The organism is Chitinophaga pinensis, from assembly GCF_007896845.1.
GTDB classification, from domain to species: Bacteria; Bacteroidota; Bacteroidia; order Chitinophagales; family Chitinophagaceae; genus Chitinophaga; species Chitinophaga pinensis_C.
Window position 1 is genome coordinate 40,702 of the sequence record NZ_VOHS01000011.1, and the last position, 19,306, is coordinate 60,007.

Genomic DNA, 19,306 nt, shown 5'->3' on the forward strand with positions numbered 1-19,306 from the left:
AAAAACCTATTAAGCATTCTTTTAAACAGTTATAATTATGAAACAAATTGTGTTATTATTTGGCTTGATCACACTGATGGCAGTGACAGCAGATGCACAAAAGAGACGCAGCAGCTCCGGAGATTTTGGCTATGACAATGCAGTGGGTTTAAGAGTTAACCCATGGCTGGTAGGTGGAACCATTAAACACTTCTTTACTGGTCCTCATGCAATTGAAGGTCTGGTAACTACCAACGTTAGCAACAGAAGGAACGTAACCTTCACCGGTCTGTATGAATACCATATCGCCCCGTTCCCTAAACCAGAATTTCACCTGTACTTTGGTGGTGGTGCGCACGTAGGTGTTTACGATCGCCGCGATTACCACAATGACGATTACTGGAGACATGGCGACGGTACTTTCGTAAGCGCTGGTCTGGACGGTATCGTAGGTCTGGAATACAAATTCAAAAACATTCCGCTGGTAGTGAGCGCTGACCTGAAACCATATTTCAACTTCAACGGTGGTACTCACTTCGTAGGAGAAGAGATCGGTGGTGCGTCAGTTAGATACACTTTCTAATTTCCCGCTGAACAGCAACAATATCAGGCGACCATACCGCAGTGCGGTGTGGTCGTTTTTTTTTGCTTATATTTATAAGCTATGCCTCACGGCAGATAATAACCATGAAAATATTCACAGCACAACAGATTCGCGAAGCAGACGCTTATACGATCAGGCAAACACCCATCAGCAGCCTGGATCTTATGGAAAAAGCTGCCATCGCCTGCACTGCCTGGATCTGCCGGCATTACAGCGAGTATACCCCTGTGTATGTATTCTGCGGACTGGGCAACAATGGTGGCGATGGTCTCGCCATTACACGTCTGCTCCGCAACCGTGGTTATGACGCACATGCCTACGTACTGCACCACAGCTCCAAAGCTTCTGCCGATCACACAGCCAATCGTAATGCGTTACAACAACAATATCCTGCTGCGATACATGATATTGCAGAGAATGGACTGCTACCACAACCAGATGCGCATGCCCTTATTATAGACGCCATACTGGGCACAGGATTGAGCCGTCCGGTCGAAGGCTGGACGGCCGCTGTCATCGGACAGATAAATGACCTGAAGGCAGCACATGAACTTGTTGCGATAGACATTCCTTCCGGTCTGCAGGCAGACGCTTCTTCGCTTCATACGACCGTTATCAGGGCTGATCATACACTTAGCTTTGAATTCTATAAACTGGCTTTCCTGTTGCCGGAAAACGCAACATTTGTGGGAGATATCTGCATTCTCCCGATAGATCTTTCACCCGATTATATTGCGCAGACTCCCTCCCGTTTCCATATTACGGATGCATTTCAGATAAAGAATATCTACCGTCCGCGGAAACCCTTTTCCCATAAAGGCACATTCGGACATGCCCTGTTGATTGCAGGCAGCGAAGGTAAGATGGGCGCCGCCGTCCTTAGTGCGAAAGCGTGTCTCAGGACAGGCGTGGGACTGCTCTCCTGTCACGTCCCTGCCTGCGGCTATGATATCATACAAATATCCGCTCCCGGCGCTATGTGTTTTATCGATGAGCAGAAGGATCATAGCTCCAGCTTCCACACACACTTGCCCAATGCGGAAGCAGCTGCTAAATATAAGACGATCGGTATCGGCCCCGGACTCGGCACTGCCGCAGGTACCTGCTGGGCTTTCGAAAAATTACTGGAGCATTATCATCAACCAATGGTCATCGATGCGGATGCTTTGAACTTATTAGGATCGTCTCCTGCAATGTTGGATAAAGTACCCGCAGGATCAATTCTGACGCCACATCCGAAGGAATTTGAAAGGCTGTTCGGTAAAACAGCCAATGACGTGGAACGACTCGAAGTACTCTCAGAAAATGCCGTTAAAAGAAAACTGAATATCCTTTTGAAAGGCCGCTATACTGCCATGGCTTTTCCAGATGGCTCCATCTGGTTTAACACCACCGGTAATCCCGGTATGGCCACCGGCGGCAGCGGTGATGTACTCACCGGAATACTCACTTCCCTGCTGGCGCAGGGCTACACACCCCGGGATGCGATGCTCATGGGCGTCTGGCTGCACGGACTCTCCGGCGACCATGCCGCAGCAGAACGTTCAGAAGAAGCCATGATAGCGGAAGATATTGTTGAGTTCCTCGGAAAGAGCTTCCTGGAGCTGCGCAGACAGCTATCCTGTTAACCCTTTTTTTGCCCCTTTTCCGGCGCCAAAACCCCATGATAAATACTCGATAAAAGGTTATATTTATAGGAATTGTTAAAATCACGTATATGAATATCGTTTACCTCGTTCCATGTTTTGGATTACTAGCTTTGTTATTTACTGCTATCCGAAGTTCCTGGGTATCCCGCCAGGACGCCGGCAATGAAAAAATGAAAGAAATCGCCCAGCACATTGCAGAAGGAGCGATGGCATTTCTAAAAGCTGAATACAAAATCCTTACTTACTTTGTAATTATAGCCGCTCTCCTCCTCGGCTATATGGGCGCAACAAACCACAATTCTGACTGGATTATTTCCATTGCCTTTATTATCGGTGCCGTATTCTCTGCCACCGCAGGCTTCATCGGAATGAAGATAGCGACCAAAGCGAATGTACGTACTGCACAGGCAGCACGTACCAGTCTGTCCAACGCACTGAAAGTATCCTTTACAGGTGGTTCGGTGATGGGAATGGGTGTAGCCGGTCTGGCCGTATTAGGTCTCGGCGGACTGTTTATTCTCCTCAGAGCATATTTCGGCGCAAGCGCCAATTCAGAAGAAATGATCAAAACCATTGAAGTGCTGACCGGCTTCTCGCTCGGTGCGGAAAGTATCGCTCTGTTTGCACGTGTAGGTGGTGGTATCTATACCAAAGCAGCCGACGTAGGTGCTGACCTCGTAGGTAAAGTGGAAGCAGGTATCCCTGAGGATGATCCCCGCAACCCCGCTACCATTGCCGATAACGTAGGCGATAACGTAGGTGACGTAGCCGGTATGGGCGCTGACCTTTTCGGTTCTTATGTAGCCACTGTACTGGCCACCATGGTATTGGGCAGCGAAGTAAACTCCCACGATAACTTCGGTGGCGTTGCTCCTATCATCTTACCGATGCTGATCGCAGGTATTGGTATCGTATTTTCAATTATAGCTACCTTCTTTGTCAGAATATCCGAGAATGCAGGACTGAATACCAGCGTTGTACAAAAAGCGCTGAATATGGGAAACTGGGGCTCTATTGTGCTTTCAGCGATCGCCAGTGCCGCACTCGTGTATTATATCCTTCCTGCTGAATCCATCTACCTGAAACGTGACTACGTGGAAGATGGCACCGGCGCCCTGAGGGAGAATGTAATAGCCATTACACAAAACGGCGTTGTAGGCGCCATCTTCGTAGGACTGGCTGTAGGTACCCTGATGAGTATCATCACAGAGTACTATACCGCAATGGGTAAACGCCCTGTACTTTCTATCATCCGTCAGTCTTCTACCGGTCACGCAACCAACGTAATTGCGGGTCTGGCTGTAGGTATGGAATCGACCCTGTTGCCCATCATCGTACTGGCAGCCGGTATCTATGGTTCTTATGCCTGTGCAGGACTGTATGGTGTAGCTATCGCAGCAGCCGGTATGATGGCTACCACAGCGATGCAGCTGGCCATTGACGCTTTCGGTCCTATTGCCGATAACGCAGGTGGTATTGCCGAAATGAGCGAATTGCCCAAAGAAGTACGTGAAAAAACCGACATCCTTGACGCAGTAGGTAATACGACTGCCGCTACTGGTAAAGGTTTTGCGATCGCTTCCGCAGCGCTGACTGCACTGGCACTCTTTGCTGCATTCGTAGGTGTGGCCCGCATCAGTGGTATCGATATCTATCATGCAGATGTACTGGCTGGTCTCTTTATTGGCGCTATGATCCCGTTCATATTCTCCTCTCTCGCCATCCGCGCTGTAGGTGAAGCTGCTATGAGCATGGTGGAAGAGGTTCGTCGTCAGTTCAAGGAAATCCCCGGCATCATGGAAGGTACCGGTAAACCTGAATACGATAAATGTGTGGCTATCTCCACGCAGGCTTCCATCAAAAAAATGATGCTGCCCGGTAGTATTGCCATCCTCACTCCTATTGTCGTTGGTTTCATCTTTGGACCTGAAGTATTAGGCGGCTTCCTTGCCGGTGCAACTGTAAGCGGTGTACTGATGGGTATGTTCCAGAATAATGCCGGTGGTGCATGGGATAACGCCAAAAAATCATTCGAAAAAGGCGTTGAGATCAAAGGTGAGATTTACTACAAAAAATCAGAGCCACATAAAGCATCTGTTACCGGCGATACTGTAGGAGATCCATTCAAAGACACCTCTGGTCCGTCTATGAACATCCTGATCAAACTGATGTCTATCGTATCATTGGTTATTGCTCCTACCCTCGCTGAAATTCACGGTAAAACAACTGTCGTTACAGCGAAGAAAACAGCGCCGACTGAACAGGTAGCTAAAACGCAGGCAAAAGCGGGTGTTTTAGCAAAAAGACAGTAATATCGAACAAATAAGAACGATAACAAATAACACTACCAACATAATAAAAAATGGGTGCCGGATAAATCCCGGTGCCCATTTTTATTATTTCCCGATTGAGATGCGTCGTATATGCGTCGTATATGAGTCGTGTATAAAGTATGTACTCTGTCTCCTAAATTCAAGATCTCTTCCTAACCTGTTCTGTTCTGGTCTAATTCATTTTTGGGCTGCTTTTGCTTTGGTTTCAGATACCTGACGGACTGACGCCCGTTTTTAAGATGATTGGGCAGTAGTAGGTAGGCTGTGCGGTGGAGCTAAGGGAGACGGTAGCTGGATGCAGGGGACGGGCTAAGGTCCGCGCAGGCATCCGAAACCGCCGCTGTAAGAGCCGGTTGAGAGGTGTAATGAGGTTGCGCGTAAAAGTATGATCGGTCATTGCTCCCCCAAAAACCGCAATCCGGTTCAGCTATAGTCTGACTATACTTATACTATACTTATTCTACGTTAATGCTACGTTTTTTTCGTAGCATTAACGTAGAATAAGTATAGTATAAGTATGATCAAAGCCTGATCTTACCTGGACTGATGCCAAATTTCTTTTTGAAAGCGACGCTGAAATGCTGGACAGAAGAAAAGCCCAGTTCTTCTGCAATTTCAGTCATGGTATACTGCTGGCGGGCAATCATTTTTCTGGCATATTCCATCCGATGGTCATTTAAATAACCAAACACCGAATTATCAAATAATTGACGGAAACCATTCTTCAGTTTAAATTCATTCAGCCCGGCCATTCTGGACAATTCGGGCAATGAAGGTGGATGTTGTATGTTTTTTAATAATAATTCCCTTGCATAATGCAGTTTGTCTCTATCTGAGGGTGTCAGAGCATGCGAAGTGCTCCGTACGTTCTCCACACGCTCATATTGCTCACATTGCAGGGCCAATAATTCCAATACTTTAGATTGTAAAAAGAGCTTTTTAATGCCTCCATTGAACTTACACTGACGTATCTCTTCCAATACCATCATCATCCGGGTAGTAATTGGCGGATTCGTCTTCCTGTTCAGGTAGATCATCTTATCTCCTGCCACTTTATCAGCCAATTGTTCCAGTACCCGGCCATTATTCACAGCCAGCTCCAGAAAGCGTTCTTTCGAAAAACTCAGTCCGACAAGCTCGAAATCCCTTTGTTTCTCTACATCAATATTCTCCGCAATGGTAGGATTATAAAAAAGATTGTGTTCCAACGACTTATACCGACGCATAGCAAAGTCGCCCACCTCTCCCGGACCAGAATCAAACTCGCCGTTCAATACGAACATCAGTGAAATAGTGGAAATATGCTCAGTAGTGGTGATGTGCAGGTTCTGATGAACATTCGCGCCTCCGATAGCTATATGGTATCCGTCAAAGTACATTTCCCGGAAATCGGCTTCTACAAACGCCAGATTGACTGTTTGTTTATCTTCTATCAAAGAAGTAGAACGCATTTTTCCCAGCGGAAATTCCTGCTGCTCAGTATAGATTAGCTCTCTGGCGTCATTTCTGATCTGGATGTCCATAAAAATCCTTTAAATATAAATTTTAATCCTTCTCGTGTAACAGCTATACGGACAAAGACCTGCAATTTTGCACAAAAATATTCCATAACGTTCAATAATAATAGTCATGGTGGTCGGAATATTCCGTACAAATATATGTACCCAACAGGATAAGCATGCAATAATCAGCGCGATACGTACCCAGTTTGACAGTGACTGCACCATCGACATTGAAGATTGTGACAAGGTAATGCGTATAGTATCCGGATCCTTACCTGTGGCTGAAAAGGACATCATACAATTCGTAGTAAATATGGGTTTTCGCTGCGAATTGCTCGATTAACTTATACATTTAAAAAAAATTTAAGGGCACTTCTAGGGGTAGTCTTATCTCTCCTCGTCATATATGCGTAACAAAAATGTTATAGCCAGCTATCCGCTACTAAACAATACAAGTACCTTATATGAAGACAAGATTACTTATGCTGCTGGGCGTATGCCTGCTGCTTATGCAGGTAAGCTATGTACATGCACAACAACGATACACGATCAGTGGTTATGTAAAAGACCAGCAAAATGGTGAAAGCCTTATCGGCATTACTGTAGCAAAAGCAGGTACCAGCCTGGGCACCGTAACGAACGAATACGGTTTCTATTCCCTGACACTCCCCGCAGGTGATCATGAGATCCAGTTCTCTTATATAGGCTATGGAACAATCAAAATGAATGTTTCGCTGAAAGCCAACAAAACACTGGACATGAAACTGGAGAAATCCAGTTCTCAGTTAAGCACCATCACTGTAACCGGCAATAAACAGGAGAAAGCGGTTAATACACTCACTACAAGTCTGAACAGACTGGACATCGCGCAGATGAAAAAGATGCCCACTTTCATGGGTGAGGTAGATGTACTGCGTTCTATCCAGACATTGCCGGGAGTAAACACGGTGGGTGAAGGCGCCAACGGTTTTAACGTACGCGGTGGTGCGGCTGATGAAAACCTCATCCTGCTGGATGAAGCCCCTGTATATAACTCTACCCATATGCTCGGTTTCTTCTCTGTATTCAACCCGGATGCAGTAAAAACCATCAATCTCATTAAAGGCGGTTTTCCGGCTGAATACGGCGGCCGTACCTCCTCTGTACTTGATATACGCATGAAGGATGGAAACAACCAGAAATTCAACGTAAATGGGGGTATAAGCAATGTATTCAGCAGAGTAGCAGTGGAAGGTCCGCTGAAGAAAGATGAATCTTCTTTCATTATTGCCGCCCGTCGTTCTTATATCGATATCCTCATGAAACCCTTCCTGAAAGGAGACATGAAAGATACCAAGCTGAATTTCTATGACCTGACTGCGAAAGTGAACTACAAGCTGAACAAGAACAATACCCTCTTCGCCAGTGGTTATCTTGGTCGCGATGTATTCGGATTTGGTACACAGGTGAATATGAACTGGGGTAATAAAACGGCAACTGTACGCTGGAACCATGTATTCACGAACAAAACTTTCCTGAACCTGACTACCTTCTACAGTAACTATGATTACACACTGGATTTCAACAACGAAAGTCAGAAAGGTGCGGGAGAAGATTCGCAGCGTTACAAATGGACATCCAACATCATCAACTATGGTGTGAAACCAGCCTTCACTTACTACATCAATACACATAATAGCGTGCACTTTGGTCTGCAGGGGCTTTACTATACCTTCAAACCGGGTACAGGTACCGGTGTGGAAGGCGATGAAACTTCTGTGAAGGAACTGACACAGCAGCATGGACTGGAAGCAGCAGCTTATCTGGATCACGAGTGGAAGCCGAGCGATAAATTCGGTGTACAGTATGGTGTGCGTCTTTCTTCTTACCAGTATCTTGGTAAAGGTACTGCTTACTACTACAATGATACCACACCGGGCATCCGCAGAACACTGACCGGTACAAAACAATATGGTGCGAACGAACTGATCAAAGCTTACAGTTATCTGGAACCAAGGATTACGGCCCGTTATGCACTGACATCGAATCATGCTGTGAAAGCATCTTATGCACGTACCACACAGTTCATGCATCAGTTGTCCAACACCGCATCTCCGACACCGCTGGATATCTGGACACCAAGTACCAACAATATTAAACCACAGGTGGCTGATCAATACACTATCGGATATGTATACGATGCTCCTTCCGGTGTCTTTGAAATCTCTGGTGAAGCGTTCTACAAGAATATGGAGAACCAGCTGGATTATATCGACAATGCTAATCTGGAGCTGAACCAGCAGATTGAAGCAGATCTGTTGCAATCACACAGCCGTTCATATGGTCTGGAACTGATGGCAAAGAAGGAAGTAGGCAAGACCACCGGATGGGTAAGTTATACGTTGTCCCGTTCCGAAAGACAAACAACCGGCATCAGCAAAGATGAATGGTTCCTGAACCGTTATGACCGTACACATAACCTGAATCTGGTTATTACGCATGAGTTATCAAAACGCACCTCTCTTTCCGCCAACTGGGTTTATGCGTCAGGAACACCAGCTACTTTTGCCGACAGCCGGCTGGAATTCCAGGACTGGGATATTCCTTACAACAGTACTGATAAGCGTAACAACTACAGACTGCCTTCTTTCCACCGGTTGGATATGTCATTAACGCTGAAAGGAAAACAACTGCACCGTTGGAAAGGAGAATGGGTATTCTCGCTCTACAATGTATATGGTCGCAGAAATGCTTATACCGTTTACTTCAGACAGAATGAAGATGATCCATCTAAAAAAGAAGCGGTTCGTCTTTCCATCATAGGTTCTATCATCCCGGGTATCACCTATAACTTCAAATTCTAAAAACATCCGCAAAACACAATACAGATGAAAAAGATCAGACTCAGCATATTACTGGTGATAGCAGCCGCTTTTACAGCCTGCGAGGATGTAGTGGATATTGACGTTGCAAAAGGCACTTCTTATCCGGTGCTGGATGCCTGGATCACGACAGAACCAGGTGTACAGAAAATCAGATTTACGAAATCAGTTCCATATACAGATCAGACGCCATCTCCTGTAATCGGTGATGCAGTGATCACGCTCTTCGATGAAACAGCGAATAAATCATATCCATTTACTTTCAAGGATGGCAATTACACTTACGATCCCGGAGACAATGAAACCATCGGCGTAACAGGACATGCTTACAGACTGAAAGTAGAATATGGAACAGAAGTATTTGAAGCGATTGATACGATCAAAAGAAATACGGTGATTGATTCTATCTCCTACAAATTTCAGACTAAAGAGGAAAACTTCGTTTCAGAGGATGGGTATGTGGCCAAGTTTCATGCAAAAGACATCGAAGGTGGCGTAGATTACTACTGGATGCGTTCTTACAGAAATGATCTGCAGCATAAAGTAGGCGATGCATTCTCTGTGGATGGTTATTTCGATCAAAGTGTAAAGGACGGTTCCTCTTTTATTCTGCCTATACAGGAAGCAGTGACTGACTTTGACAAGCCTTTCCAGAAAAATGAAAAAGTGATCGTCAAACTGCGTTCACTCACCTACCAGAGCCATTTCTTCCTGACACAGGTAGATGAGCAAATCAACTCGGGCGGTCTGTTTGCAAAGGTGCTGGAGAATGTAAAAAGTAATGTCATCAATAAAACAAGCGGAGGCAAAACAAGGATCCTTGGCTGGTTTGGTACTTCAGCAGTAAGCAGCAAAGAGCGCGTAATAGAATAAATCTCTCACTATCATAATAGCTGGCTAAGGGCCTGTCTCTTAGCCGGCATTCTTTCCAACAACACTAATACAATTTTATGAAAAAGATTCTGGCAGCACTCCTGGTGCTAGCGGCACAGCAGACGTTTGCACAATCCAATCAGGAAACTTTATTTTCTGCGAAAAAAGGCAAAAAAACAACTATAGGGGCATATGGGGTGCCTGCAGCCAAATTTACACCCATTGATGGTAAATTTGGATTGCTGACAGGCGGTTACGGTGGTGTATTACTGAATGGCAAGATCATGCTCGGTGCAGGTGCTTATTCACTGGTGAATAACGTGGACCTGCCAACACTAAATACCGCAGGATACAAGGAATATGTAAACCTCTGGTACACCGGTTTTGTGGCTGAGTATATCCATAATTCGGACAAACTGGTACACTGGACGGCAGGTGCATTATTAGGTGGTGGCGGTGTAGGTCGCCGGGATAAAAACAGATGGGAGAACGACGATTGGGATCACAACAGCGTATATGACCAGAGTGGTTTCTTCGTTGCAGAACCTTTCGCCAATCTGGAAATCAATATCACAAAATTCCTGCGTCTTGATGTCGGAGCATCCTACCGTTACATTGCGGGGTCCAGCACAGCCGGTATTACAGATGGCAAGATAGGTGGTCCATCTTTAAATGTCGGTCTGAAAGCAGGTAAGTTCTAATATTGCTTCCCGATATGTTTTCTACAAGGCATTGTTGCCCATTTCGCTGAACGATTTCATGCAGGAATGGGCAACATGCCTTTTCTTGTTTTTATATTCACATGAACGGGCTTTGCGGGCTGGATAACAAAAGAATAAAACCAGACCTCTTCAGTACAGCAGCACCAGACCTGCAGATGATCATTAGGGCCTGCAAAAAAGATAATAACAGCACTTGTTACGAATATAAAAAAGCCACGGAAATACAAAAAAGTGGCGTTATGCGGGAATCATCCACTTTATGGAGACGGTATATCAGACTTAAAAACCCTCCCGGCTTCTCCCCTATTTTTTCCTCTTTCTTTATTTTTTAAAAAAAATCCCCTTCGGATTTGGCAATTACGAAACTTGTCGTACATTTGTTTACGAAGATATTCGTAGATCATATAATCATTGAAAACAAATGAGTACCGCAAAAAATTACAAGCCTACAGAAAGTGAACTGGAGATCCTGGGGATATTATGGGAAAAAGGCGCAGGTACTGTGAGGGAAGTGCATGAGATATTAGAGAAAAGCAAAGACGCCGGTTATACAACTACCCTTAAACTGATGCAGATTATGCATGAGAAAGGGTTGCTCAAAAGGGATACCAGCAGCAAGACGCATGTCTATGAAGCTGCTATTTCTCAGGAAAGCACACAGCAACAGTTACTGACAAAAATGATCGATACTGTGTTTAACGGATCAGCCACACAGCTGGTTATGCAGGCACTGGGTAATCATCGTTCTTCACAGGAGGAACTGGACAAGATCAAGCAGTATCTGAATGAGATAGAGCAACAACAGAAAAAGTAAACCCGGCGCTACTGGCGCATCTAATACCACTATCATGACTGCACAACTCCCCTTCACTGCAGATGTGATCCAGGCTTTCGGCTGGGCACTTCTGCACTCATTCTGGCAGGCCTTCTTCATTTTTGCCTGTTTACGTCTTGTACTGTATCTCTGGCCACAGGCGGGCTCCAGCATAAAATACAACCTGTCGTATATTTCATTGACAGGCATTTTCACCTGGTTTTCCGTTACGCTCTGGCAGCAGATAGAGGCAGTGAGGAGGGTACATGCAGCCGCTCAGTTCATGATAGAAACCGGCATCAGGCAGTCTTCTGCTGTGGAGGTACCGGTTATCTATAAAAGTCAGTCACAACTTACAACGCTGTTTCCTACGCTGGAAATGTGGTTTCCGGTATTGGTCGCCATTTATGTGGCGGGCGTGGCAGTTATGACTATCAAATTATCAGTTGATCTTGTACAACTGCAACAGATCAGAAAAAAGCAGGTATTCCCCATTGACGAAGTATGGGAAAAGCACCTGACCAAACTGAAAAATCAGCTCCGTATTCCCCGCAAGGTGAAATTGCTGATATCGCAGTACATCCAAGTACCCGTAATGATAGGTTTCCTGAAACCTGTTATCCTGCTACCGATAGCCATGTTCAACAATCTCACAGCAGAACAGCTGGAAGCCATTTTGCTGCATGAACTGGCGCACATCAAACGCAATGATTATCTATTGAATATCTTCCAATCAATTGTTGAAACCATTTTATTTTTTAATCCTTTTATATGGTGGATTTCTAAAAACATCCGCCTTGAAAGAGAACACTGCTGCGATGATCTTGTACTAAAAAATCAGGTACAACCGCTGCATTATGCTAAAGCCCTGGTCGCGTTAGAAGAATACCGGTTAACAGTCAACTCGCTCGCCATGGCAGCAGCCGACAACAAACAACATTTATTTCACCGTATCAAACGTATCATGGAAATGAAAACTAAAAATATCAACTATACGCAAAAGTTATTAGCTGTCATGATCATTGCCGTTGGCCTTGTATCCATTGCATGGTTAAACCCTCCGCGCAAAGAAAAACAGTCTGACAAACAGAAAGCTGCTGATAATAATATCATCCCGGCTCCGCTGGCGCCTGCTACTGGTCATCCGATCGTCTTTCATGCGGCCAATATTACCACTTTGCTGAACGACACGGTTCCTGCTACTAAAGAAGAACGTGAAAAAGAGCGTGACAGGGTATTAATGGAAAATTATAATACCAGCATGGAAGCGGCCAAAAAAGCCATGGAAAACATTGACTGGAGCAAGATGAATTCAGAAGTGGCGAATGCCATGAAGAACATCGACTGGCAGAAAATCAATGACGAAGTAAAGCAGGCAATGAAAAATGTTGATTGGGATCAGATCAACAAAGAAGTGTCACAGGCCATGAAACAGGTTGACTGGAAACAGGTAAACAAAGACATGACCAACGCGATAAAAGAGATCAACTGGGATGAAATGCGTCAAGATCTCAGAAATAGCATGAAGGAAGCGGCGGCGCAAGGTATAAAGATAGACCCGGACATGATGCAGGAGCAGATCCGCAAAGGCATGGAAAGCGCTAAACTGGCAATGGCCATGGCTACTTCCGATGAGATGCGCCAGACTATACAGAAAAGTATAGAAGAGTCTCAGAAAATGCTGAACAGCAAAGAAATGAAAGAAATGATGGAGAAGACCCGTCAGGAAATCATCAATGCACAGAAGGAAGTTGAACAGTCCCAGCAGGAAATCGAACAGACGAATCAAAAGATCAAAGATGAAGCCGCCGCTGCGAATGAAAAGGTTTCCGGCAAGTACAAAACGCTGATCCAAAAAATGGCAGATGATAAACTTATCGATGCCGACGGAAAGTTTAGCATCGAAAAGAAAGGCGATGTATTAACTGTGAATGGCGTGCGCCAGTCTGACGATGTACTGAAAAAATACGCTGACCTGATCGGCAGTGTTGACGAACTCTCTATCAAAGGCCAAAAAGGGAGTCTGAAAATCAACGCAAACGAACACTAAACATACTTTTTTCCGCCATTATATGCGCTACTGCCGTTCATACAGCAGTAGCGCTTTTTGTATGTTATTACCCCTTATCTTTAGGTATCAAACCTCACTTTACATATGAGAATAGCTGCTACATTGCTGGCATTGGTTTTTACCATACAAAGCCAGGCACAGGAGACTACCAGGTCTCTGGAAGAAATTAAAATCATCAGGAACAACCCCTACACGCCTGTAAAGAATCAGGCCAATACCGGCACCTGCTGGTGTTTCTCTACTACCTCGATGATCGAATCAGCCTGTCTCCGTGAAGGACAACAGGCACTGGACCTTTCTGAAATGTTCACTGTACGCAATATCTATCGCGAAAAGGCTGAAAATTATATCCACAGACAGGGTTTTACCCGTTTTGATGAAGGTGGACTGGGACATGATGTGCTGCGCGCCGTTGCGACATATGGTATCGTTCCGGAAGAAGCCTACAGTGGGCTTAAAGAGGGGCAGGAATGGCATGATCACGCTGAGATGGTCGGACAGCTGCGTACTTACCTTGACAGCATTCTGAAGCTTAAAAGACCCATTCCTACGAACTGGGAAGATGGCTTTAATGCTATTATGGATAAATACCTTGGTACTGTACCTGCCACCTTTACGTATAAAGGGCACTCCTACACTCCTAAAACTTTCGCGAAAGAGGTCGTAAAATTCAATGCGGATGATTATGTCAGTCTGACGTCCTTTACACATCATCCTTTTTACAGCTCCTTCATTATCGAAGTACCTGATAACGTTTCCAACGGTGCGTACTATAACATTCCGTTGAAAGAAATGATCGACATTGCTAAAACTGCTGTGGAAAAAGGATATACGGTATTATGGGATGCTGACGTTAGCAACCGTGGTTTCATGGTAGGAAAAGGATATGCATTACGGCCAGTAGCTGATTCACTCACACGTGGCGCTGTGATCAACCCTGATGTGGAAGAGAAAGATTATTCACAGGAAGAGCGTCAGCAGTTATTCGACGAACTTGTTACAGAAGATGACCACCTGATGCACATTACCGGTATCGGTAAAACCGGGAAAGGCAAGGAATTTTTCATTGTAAAAAATTCCTATGGCAGCAAATCCGGTCCTTTTGATGGTTTCATCAAGGTATCAGTTCCTTATTTCGCGATCAATACTATTACGATTATTGTTCCGAAAGCTGCACTGGAAAAGTCGCTGAGTGGTAAACTGGCTGTAAAATAAATAAGGTTGTTATGCGGTAAAACCGGTATTACAGCCTCTGACAACGATCGACACAGACTGTGTATATGAAAAAGGGCAGCCTTGTGAAATCACAAGACTGCCCTTTTTCATGGTCATTTGTTTGAGGGAAACAGCGTATTAAAAATGCTACAATAACAATATCGCTATCGGGGAAAATCCTTTATATATCGTGTCTGTTCACACCAGTGACCTGTTGTCACTCACTGCTGTTGCAGATCTTTATCATTTCAACGGGTTTGAGTGATCAGTTGACTCAAGGCTTCAAAGTAAAACAGATAAGACTATCGTTCATGATGCTCATTGCCTCAATTTCAGCGAAAGCCTTCCTGCACTACTATATCAATCACAAGGAGGCCAAAACTGCCTGTCTCATTGCTTCAATCTCAACTGCCCTAAGCCTTTTAAATTACTATCTCAATCGAAACAGGACTAAAACTGCCTCGTCTCATCTCTTCAGATTCAAGATTTCCGGGCTCTCCTATACTTTAGTCAGCATAAATCACCGTTACCTCACCACCTCAAACGCGTTATAATTCTGCAAAGGCGCAACAGTAATTACCAGCTCTGTCACCTTTGCAAAAGGCGGCCCCTGCCGGCACCAGGCTATAAATGACTCCATAGTGTGTTCATCTCCTTCCGCAGTAATAAACACATTGCCGTCAGGTAAATTCTTTACCTCGCCTGTAATACCAAGATCATCGGCAGTATTTTTGGCACTGGCTCTGAAGTATACGCCTTGTACCCTGCCTTTCACCAGGATTTCCTTGTGTATCTTTTCCATATAAGCGGCTTAATAGTGGATGAGTAATGATCTTACTATCCAAAACTACAAACAGCCCGGTAAAAGGAAAAATTAAAATCGGTAGAGTGACTGAAAGGCTTAGCATTGACCAATATCGGTATTTATCAACCTTAGCTTTACTAGTATATGACCTTTACCAGTATTAGCATTTACTAGTATTTAACCTTTACCAGTATTAGCACTTACCAGCATTAGCCTTTACTAGTATTTAATCTTTACCAGTAATAGCACTTGCCTTCATTAGCCTCCACTAGCATTTAATCTTTACCAGTATTAGCACTTACCAGTATTTAACCTTTACCAGTATTAGCACCTACCAGCATTAGCCTTTACTAGTATTTAATCTTTACCAGTAATAGCACTTGCCTTCATTAGCCTCCACTAGCATTTAATCTTTACCAGTATTAGCACTTACCAGTATTTAACCTTTACCAGTATTAGCACTTACCAGCATTAGCCTACTAGTATTTAATCTTTACCAGTATTAGCACTTACCTACAACAGCCTTTACCTCCATAACGAAATACATGGGATACATGATTACATGAAACATCAGGAACACATAGACTACATAAGATAGTCGTAACAGCAGCAACGAAATCGGGTTAACAAACATTGAATAAAAGCCGTTGACAAAAAGTTGCATAGGTTATGCTGCGTAATTAAACAGGTTAATATCCTGCTGAACTGCTTCATCTCCGAATATGAATTCTTTTACAGGCTCGTAGTGACCACCACTTGCCGGCTTGCGTAACAGCATAAAGCTCTTACACTGAAAACTCCGTACAAAAACCTGATTGTAAAAATGATCATACACTTTATCAAATTCAGGTGTACTGATAGCTCTGGCGATGGTGATATGCGGCTTAAATGTTCCCGGCTTTATATCAAACTCCTGCAGTATTTTCTTATGTAGCTCAACGAGAGGTTTGGGATTCGCTACATTGACGTAGATAGTTCGTTTCTCCGGTCCGTGTTCAAAATGGTCAAACTTTGAGGTATATAACGTGAAGCCTGATTGTTTTCTGGCGATATCATCCAGCATATGAACGAAATCTTCCTGGAATCTCTCAGGGAATACAGATCTGAAAAGACTGATATGCGCCTTGGAAAAGCGACTACCGTACATTCCCAGTTCCTGGGCAACTAACTGCTTTAATGCGGTTACATCATTGGCAATACTAGTACCTGGACTTACTACCAACAAGTAATCAAACAATGGTTCCTGTTCAAATGCAAGTGTGTTATCTGTATGCATAACCAAGTAGTTTTTAAATTAAGATGTACTGGTTACTTGAATATTGACAATACAAATATAGGAATCTTTTATTGAAATACTAATATTTTTAGCATTTTGTGCTAATTAATTTCGCTTTAAACTGTATCATAATGATTTTAAACAACTTATATCAAAATATGAGGGCTTATTTTTTTAGTATCCGGCCTGAAAACAAGCTTTTTAATCACTTAAGTCTTTTGAAATACAGTGTGTAATTCGGCCACTCTTGTCAGCCTACTGATAATAAAAAAAGCGGACCTTCCGGTCCGCTTCCCTGATATATTCTATGAATTAATTATCCCAGATGACTAACGATAGCCAGGAAATCAGCAGCTACTAATGAAGCACCACCGATCAGACCACCATCCACATCAGGACAAGCAAATAATTCTCCTGCGTTAGAAGGTTTTGCACTGCCACCATACTGGATAGTCAGGCGTAAAGCCGCTTCTCTGCCATATTTAGCAGCGATCTGGCCTCTGATAAAAGCATGCATATCCTGAGCCTGTGCAGCGCTCGCTGTCAGACCAGTACCGATTGCCCAGATTGGCTCATAAGCGATAACTACATTTTTCAGTTGCTCTTCCGTCAGGTGATAAAGACTTTCCTCCAGTTGTTTTGCAACGAATTCGTTCTGTGTTTCTGCTTTTCTTATTTCCAGTGGCTCACCGCAGCAAAAGATTGGTTTGATGCCGTTTGCCAGCGCCAGATCAATTTTCTTTGCCAGTACAGCATTGCTTTCCTGAAAATACTCTCTTCTTTCAGAGTGACCCAGTATCACGTAGTCAACACCAATAGAAGCCAGCATTTCTGCAGATACCTCACCAGTATATGCACCAGATTTCTCAGATGCACAGTTCTGAGCTGCCACGTAAAAACCGGGCGTATTTTTCAATAATGCCTTTGCTTTCAACAGGTATGGAAAAGGTGCGGCAACTACCACTTCCTGTCCTTCCGTCAAACGCAGGCCAGCCTGCAGGATGTCATTGATCAGCTGTTCTGCCTGTCCGAGGGTCAGGTTCATTTTCCAGTTTCCAGCAACGATTTTTTTTCTCATGTCTATCGCTATATTGATTTTTAAAAAGGTTTATTAATCATCTGAAAGTTTCGCAAACAAAACTTCCAGTACCTGTTTGTCTGTTTCCGTCATCTCCTGTCCTTTGAAGCGCATCCAGGTTTCGATATCGCGTAGCGCCTGTGCTATACGGTAACGTTCTATCTTTCCTGCACCACCCCATGAAAAGGAAGGCACAAATTTAGGCGGAAAGTCTGCACCAAAGATATTACAGGATGCGCCTATCACTGTACCCGTATTCAGCATCGTACCGATGCCACAACGGCTGTAATCCCCCATCAGCAATCCACATTTGGTACCTGCCGGTTCTGCCTGTTGCAAAGCTTCTACCCATACTCTCACCACACTCCCGTTATTCTTCAGATTAGAACAGGTCGCATTGGCCCCCAGATTACACCATTCCCCGATCACCGCATCTCCCAGATAACCATCATGTCCTTTATTGGAATAACCAAACATCACCACGTTTTTAATCTCTCCCCCTCCTACACTACCAGGCCCGAGGGTGGTGGCACCGTACACTTTGGTTCCCATTTTCAGCACGGCTTTCTCTCCCATTGCCAGCGGTCCTCTTACCAGACAACCTTCCATGATCTCCGCATTTCTGCCTATATAAATAGGACCAGTCAGGGCATTCAGGACGCTATGTTCCACCACTGCTCCTTCCTCCAGAAACATCTGCTCTGAACCACTCACTTTATTCGTATCACTGACAGGTGCGGATATCCTTCCTTTTGTCAGCAAGGCAAAATCACTGCGCAGTGCCTTGTCGTTCAGCAAAAAGAAGTCCCACGGCTTCCTCACCACTGATATTTCGCCAAGATACTCTTTTCGTTCTATAGGTGCAGCATCTGGTTGGTCTCCCGGAGTCACCTTAGCAATTAATTCATGGGACTTAAAGAGTCCCTGACCTTGCTGCAGCTCAGCTATAGCCTGTACCAATGCCTCATCTGGCAGTACATTTCCTGCAATCAGGACTGCCGGCACGGTCTCATCTTTTTTAAGCGGATATTTTTGTTGTAAATAAGGGACAGTAAAGTGGCTGATAGCGGTATTCAACCAGTGCTCCCATTTCTCCCGGATGGTCAGAATACCTATACGGCAGGCTGCAACCGGTCTTGTATGAGTGAAGGGATATAACAACTCTCGGGCGGGCGTGTCTAAAAGAATGTAATTCCGCTTCATAGGGGATAAAAATAAAAAATCCCATCGAAAATGCCGATGGGATTCTTGAAAATATTTTAGAGGCCTGATTAGGCTTTCTTAGCGTAACGCTTGTTGAATTTGTCGATACGTCCTGCTGTATCCACCAATACGTTCTTACCAGTATAGAAAGGGTGAGAAGTATTAGAAATTTCCAGCTTAATTACCGGGTACTCGTTACCATCTTCCCAGGTGATAGTTTCTTTGGAAGGAGCGGTAGAACGGCTTAAAAAGCTAGTACCGTTTGACATATCTTTGAATACTACAAATCTGTAGCTTTCTGGATGGATTCCCTGTTTCATC

15 protein-coding genes are annotated in these 19,306 nt (G+C 44.4%); 9 read left to right on the forward strand and 6 right to left on the reverse strand.

Annotation, left to right across the window (positions count from 1 at the left end):
• Positions 1–37: 37 nt before the first annotated feature.
• From FEF09_RS13250 to FEF09_RS13260, 3 genes are all read left to right on the forward strand, one after another.
• Positions 38–562: a hypothetical protein gene (locus FEF09_RS13250; RefSeq protein ID WP_146305562.1), complete on the forward strand. Its 525-nt coding sequence runs from the start codon at positions 38–40 to the stop codon at positions 560–562.
• A 104-nt stretch (positions 563–666) separates the two neighbouring features.
• Positions 667–2,211 carry an NAD(P)H-hydrate dehydratase gene (locus tag FEF09_RS13255; protein ID WP_146305563.1) on the forward strand — a complete coding sequence of 515 codons (1,545 nt, stop codon included), beginning with the start codon at positions 667–669 and terminating at the stop codon, positions 2,209–2,211.
• An 89-nt stretch (positions 2,212–2,300) separates the two neighbouring features.
• Positions 2,301–4,544 (forward strand): sodium-translocating pyrophosphatase, encoded by a 2,244-nt coding sequence (locus FEF09_RS13260; protein WP_146305564.1) that lies wholly within the window; start codon positions 2,301–2,303, stop codon positions 4,542–4,544.
• A gap of 542 nt (positions 4,545–5,086) precedes the next feature.
• Here FEF09_RS13260 and FEF09_RS13265 read toward each other — a convergent pair.
• Complete coding sequence (locus tag FEF09_RS13265; protein ID WP_146305565.1) at positions 5,087–6,088, reverse strand: helix-turn-helix transcriptional regulator; 1,002 nt, start codon at positions 6,086–6,088, stop codon at positions 5,087–5,089.
• A 443-nt stretch (positions 6,089–6,531) separates the two neighbouring features.
• Here FEF09_RS13265 and FEF09_RS13275 point away from each other — a divergent pair, with 443 nt between their 5' ends.
• The 6 genes from FEF09_RS13275 to FEF09_RS13300 all read left to right on the forward strand — a co-directional run bounded on the left by FEF09_RS13275 (position 6,532) and on the right by FEF09_RS13300 (position 14,623).
• The gene (locus tag FEF09_RS13275; protein ID WP_146305567.1) at positions 6,532–8,910 is read left to right on the forward strand and encodes a TonB-dependent receptor; all 2,379 of its coding nucleotides are present in this window, start codon (positions 6,532–6,534) and stop codon (positions 8,908–8,910) included.
• A 24-nt stretch (positions 8,911–8,934) separates the two neighbouring features.
• Positions 8,935–9,801, forward strand: coding sequence for a DUF4249 domain-containing protein (locus FEF09_RS13280; protein ID WP_146305568.1), 867 nt, complete (start codon positions 8,935–8,937; stop codon positions 9,799–9,801).
• Positions 9,802–9,878: 77 nt separating this feature from the next.
• Positions 9,879–10,502: a hypothetical protein gene (locus FEF09_RS13285; RefSeq protein ID WP_146305569.1), complete on the forward strand. Its 624-nt coding sequence runs from the start codon at positions 9,879–9,881 to the stop codon at positions 10,500–10,502.
• A 442-nt stretch (positions 10,503–10,944) separates the two neighbouring features.
• Entirely contained in the window at positions 10,945–11,337 is a 393-nt protein-coding gene (locus FEF09_RS13290; protein ID WP_146305570.1) for a BlaI/MecI/CopY family transcriptional regulator, read from the forward strand.
• Between the two features lie 34 nt (positions 11,338–11,371).
• On the forward strand, positions 11,372–13,387 hold the full coding sequence (locus tag FEF09_RS13295; RefSeq protein ID WP_146305571.1) for a M56 family metallopeptidase: 2,016 nt from the start codon (positions 11,372–11,374) through the stop codon (positions 13,385–13,387).
• Between the two features lie 105 nt (positions 13,388–13,492).
• The gene (locus FEF09_RS13300; protein WP_146305572.1) at positions 13,493–14,623 is read left to right on the forward strand and encodes a C1 family peptidase; all 1,131 of its coding nucleotides are present in this window, start codon (positions 13,493–13,495) and stop codon (positions 14,621–14,623) included.
• A gap of 526 nt (positions 14,624–15,149) precedes the next feature.
• Here the strand turns inward: FEF09_RS13300 and FEF09_RS13305 are convergent.
• The 5 genes from FEF09_RS13305 to FEF09_RS13325 all read right to left on the reverse strand — a co-directional run bounded on the left by FEF09_RS13305 (position 15,150) and on the right by FEF09_RS13325 (position 19,305).
• Positions 15,150–15,425 (reverse strand): acylphosphatase, encoded by a 276-nt coding sequence (locus FEF09_RS13305; protein ID WP_146305573.1) that lies wholly within the window; start codon positions 15,423–15,425, stop codon positions 15,150–15,152.
• Between the two features lie 670 nt (positions 15,426–16,095).
• Positions 16,096–16,704, reverse strand: coding sequence for a 2'-5' RNA ligase family protein (locus FEF09_RS13310; protein WP_146305574.1), 609 nt, complete (start codon positions 16,702–16,704; stop codon positions 16,096–16,098).
• Between the two features lie 316 nt (positions 16,705–17,020).
• The gene (gene tpiA, locus FEF09_RS13315) at positions 17,021–17,782 is read right to left on the reverse strand and encodes a triose-phosphate isomerase (RefSeq protein WP_146305575.1); all 762 of its coding nucleotides are present in this window, start codon (positions 17,780–17,782) and stop codon (positions 17,021–17,023) included.
• A gap of 33 nt (positions 17,783–17,815) precedes the next feature.
• A complete protein-coding gene (locus FEF09_RS13320; RefSeq protein ID WP_146305576.1) occupies positions 17,816–18,985 on the reverse strand; it encodes a putative sugar nucleotidyl transferase in 1,170 nt (389 codons plus the stop codon).
• A 68-nt stretch (positions 18,986–19,053) separates the two neighbouring features.
• Positions 19,054–19,305 (reverse strand): type B 50S ribosomal protein L31, encoded by a 252-nt coding sequence (locus FEF09_RS13325; protein ID WP_012793782.1) that lies wholly within the window; start codon positions 19,303–19,305, stop codon positions 19,054–19,056.
• Position 19,306 lies beyond the last annotated feature (1 nt).